The sequence below is a fragment of the Cellvibrio sp. genome (assembly GCF_053579595.1).
The window spans coordinates 1-3,483 of sequence record NZ_JBRFPI010000442.1 but is presented as its reverse complement, the minus strand read 5'-3'; the positions used below and the strand labels follow the sequence as shown (position 1 = coordinate 3,483).

Annotated in this window: 4 protein-coding genes; 3 read left to right on the top strand and 1 reads right to left on the bottom strand. The window is 51.1% G+C overall.

Annotation, left to right across the window (positions count from 1 at the left end; genetic code table 11):
- Nucleotides 1-1,542 (top strand): glutamate--cysteine ligase (gene gshA / locus ACWA6V_RS19340; RefSeq protein WP_449524026.1); only part of this gene is annotated, 1,542 nt, incomplete at its 5' end.
- A gap of 64 nt (nucleotides 1,543-1,606) precedes the next feature.
- Here the strand turns inward: gshA and ACWA6V_RS19335 are convergent.
- The gene (locus ACWA6V_RS19335; RefSeq protein ID WP_449524025.1) at nucleotides 1,607-2,176 is read right to left on the bottom strand and encodes a flagellar basal body-associated FliL family protein; all 570 of its coding nucleotides are present in this window, start codon (nucleotides 2,174-2,176) and stop codon (nucleotides 1,607-1,609) included.
- Between the two features lie 239 nt (nucleotides 2,177-2,415).
- Here ACWA6V_RS19335 and ACWA6V_RS19330 point away from each other — a divergent pair, with 239 nt between their 5' ends.
- Both ACWA6V_RS19330 and rsd read left to right on the top strand, forming a co-directional pair.
- On the top strand, nucleotides 2,416-2,913 hold the full coding sequence (locus ACWA6V_RS19330) for a disulfide bond formation protein B (RefSeq protein WP_449524024.1): 498 nt from the start codon (nucleotides 2,416-2,418) through the stop codon (nucleotides 2,911-2,913).
- A 134-nt stretch (nucleotides 2,914-3,047) separates the two neighbouring features.
- Nucleotides 3,048-3,483: sigma D regulator (gene rsd, locus ACWA6V_RS19325; RefSeq protein ID WP_449524023.1), on the top strand; the 436-nt coding region annotated here is incomplete at its 3' end.

The window sequence follows — 3,483 nt, the reverse complement described above, 5'->3', positions numbered from 1 at the left end:
GGAATATTGCGCGGGCTGGAAAAAGAAAGCCTTCGCGTTACACCCGAGGGCACACTGGCGCAGACCGATCACCCACAAGCACTCGGCTCAGCACTCACGCACCCACACATCACCACTGACTACAGCGAAGCCCTGCTCGAATTTATTACCGAGCCCTTTGCCGATGTGGAGCAGCTGCTCGCGCAACTGGATAACATTCATCGCTTCACTTACCAACAGCTTGCCAGCAATCGCGAACGCCTTTGGCCCGCGAGCATGCCTTGCACACTGGGCAGCGATGCAGAAATTCCGGTTGCGCGTTACGGTACATCCAATAGCGGCAAGATGAAAACGGTGTACCGTGTTGGATTGGGGCATCGCTATGGCCGCTCCATGCAAACCATCGCGGGCATCCATTACAATTTCAGCCTGCCCGATGATTTTTGGCGCACGCTGCAGACACAAAGCGGCAACCAACAATCACTGCAGGATTTTAAGACCGAACGCTACTTTGGCCTAATCCGCAATTTCCGCCGCAATTTTTGGTTGCTGATTTATTTATTCGGTGCATCACCTGCTGTCTGTTCCTGTTTTGTAAAAAATCGCGCACACAAACTGCAACCATTTCCCGCCGCAGAACAAACGATGTATTTGCCCTATGCGACATCGCTGCGCATGGGCGATTTGGGCTACCAAAGCGATGCGCAAAAAACCCTGGTGGTGAATTACAACAACCTCAGTGATTATTTAAAAACCCTGTGCGGCGCGATTACCCAAAGCCATCCGGCTTACGAGCAAATCGGTGTAAAAGATGCCGATGGAAATTACCAGCAACTCAACAGCAGTTTGCTACAAATCGAAAACGAATTTTATTCGAGCATCCGCCCCAAACGTACTACCGAGCGCGGTGAGACTGCATTGCAAGCGTTGCGCTTGCGCGGCGTGGAATATGTAGAAGTACGCTGCGTGGATTTAAATCCCTATGAACCACTCGGCATTACCATCGAGCAAATGCAGGTGATGGATGCATTTTTACTTTACTGTTTAATGAGCGATAGCCCGGAAACTGACGAGCGCGAATTTTATCAGGGGCAGGAAAACCAGAAACGCATTGTGAATAGTGGGCGCGATCCAGCGTTGGAACTATTGCGCGGCGACAAGAGTGTATCCATGCGTAGCTGGGCACAGGAAATTTTGCAGGGCAGCAATGACTGTGCGGAATTGCTCGACCAAGCTAAAGGGGGTGACGCTTATCAACAGGCACTCACACTGCAATTAGCAAAACTGGAAAATTCCGAGCTAACACCATCGGCGCGTGTGCTGCGCGATATGACCAGCGCCAAGCAAAGTTTTTATGCACATACGCTGGCGCTCGCCGAACAACATCGTACCTATTTTGCAACACGGCCATTGGCAGAAAAAGACTACGCACAATTTGCGCGGATGAGCGCGCAGTCACTGCAAACACAAACGGAATTGGAAACAAAGCAACAAATAAACTTTGATACCTATCTGGAAGGCTATTACGCCCAGTATCGCGGTTGTACCGGTTGCGGAAGTTAAGGCAGGCATTATTACCGCGCAGATAGTGAATCAGTCGCCCGCAACGAGCGACTGATTCACTACATTATTTTTGCACGACAAAATTATTGAAAAACAAATCAGACGCAGGGCCTTTGACGGGCTTGATAGAATCGAGTGAAGGCACCGCCGATGCATGAGCATCCTCCGCGTTATGCTCAGGTGCTTTTTCATCGTCGTGCTTGGCAATTTTTTTAGCGGTATCTTTCTTTTTATCCGCACTGTGTTTTGCGTCATGCTCGTCCGGATCATGCCCCTCCACTTTCAACAGCGCCCTGTTGATCTCTGCCAACGCATACGCACGCAAATATTCTTTACCTTCCGCCGTACTGATCGCCTCTTCCGTTTGTGCGCTCAGAATACTGACCAGACGATCGCGGATCAGCGGTAAATGATGGGTTACTTCTATCGCATCCTCACCCGTCTCAGTACGAATCGACAACTCGGCTTTGATAAACCGCGCCTTGCCCGGCCCGCCATAATTCACTACCAGAGCAGGCTCAAGCGGAATGTAATTCACGCCCTCGGCGACTTTAGGTCCGCCACCACTCGCTACCGCTTGCAAGGCTGACACTATACCCACCACTGCAACGGCACATTTAATACCCAGCTTCATACTCGCTCCGCACACCTGAACTTGCGCACTATTTTGCGCTCCAACTGACGCGATAATCGCACTGCCCAAAGCATAGACTATTCCGCTGGCATCAGGCTGCGCTTTTTGCGTTGCCGTTCCACAATCGCGAGCGGAAAACTACTGGCTCTGGTACAGGCTTATTGCTTACCATTAGCCGTACCCCTTATCGACCCAACACACACCCAACAATAAGCAGCATCCATTTTTAAGGATTTATTATGATCCCCAGTGTTCGCAACACCAACTTTCTTATCTTCATCGCCTGCACGTTAATGATCCTTGCCGCTGCCTATATGGAGCACGTGATGAAGATGATCCCCTGTTCACTTTGTATCACCCAGCGCGGTTTTGTGGTTCTCACCGGCCTCCTGGCGCTAGCTGCTGCGCTGCATAACCCGGCGCTGACAGGCAAGCGTATTTATGCAGTGCTGGGTATCATCAGCCCAATCCTCGGGGCGTGTTTTGCTGGCCGCCAACTCTGGTTACAAAGTCTGCCTGCCGATCAAGTTCCAGCCTGTGGTCCAGGATTGGCTTATATGTTTGAGGTTTTCCCTTTTATGGAGGCGCTGAAACTTCTGTTGCAGGGCGATGGCAATTGCGCCCATGTGGATAAAATCCTCGGCCTGAGTCTTGCCGCCTGGACATTTATAGCCTTTATCGGTCTGGCAGCGGTGAACCTATATCAACTGCTGCGCAAGCACGACAAACTGGCCTAGGTGTCTTGCCCTCACGGATAAGATGGCCTATTGTGGCAAACTCAAAACCAACAGCAGTGTGTTTGACTCTTCCTGAAGCCCGCGTGCGGCCTCATTAAAAACACACTGCGTCGAACAACGCATAGGATTACCTGATGTTAGAAAATTGCAAAAGTGCCAAAGAACGCTGGGGCGGTGTAAGTGAAATTATTGATCGCTGGCTTGAAGAGCGCCAGGCAATGCTGGTGCAGTACTGCGCACTGAGCGGCTTGGACCAGGACTTGAGCGACCTGCAACGCGGTGAGAAATTGCGCAGCTTTTGCCAAATTCTGGTGGACTATGTGTCCGCTGGCCACTTTGAAGTCTACGATCAATTGATCAAAGAGGGGCGCGAGTTTGATGACGCAGAAGCCCTGCAAGAAGCCAGCAAACTCTACGACACTATCGATACCACCACCGAAAGGCTGCTGGACTTCAACGATAAATATTTGGAAACCGATGACATCAGCTCGCTCACTGCCGATCTGTCGCACTTGGGCGAAGCACTCGAAGTGCGTTTTAGCGCTGAAGACCGCCTTATCTCGGTACTGC

Coding starts and splice junctions, on each gene's coding strand:
- ACWA6V_RS19335 (WP_449524025.1), bottom strand. CDS start 2,176: ATGAAGCTGGGTATTAAATGTGCCGTTGCAGTGGTGGGTATAGTGTCA.
- ACWA6V_RS19330 (WP_449524024.1), top strand. CDS start 2,416: ATGATCCCCAGTGTTCGCAACACCAACTTTCTTATCTTCATCGCCTGC.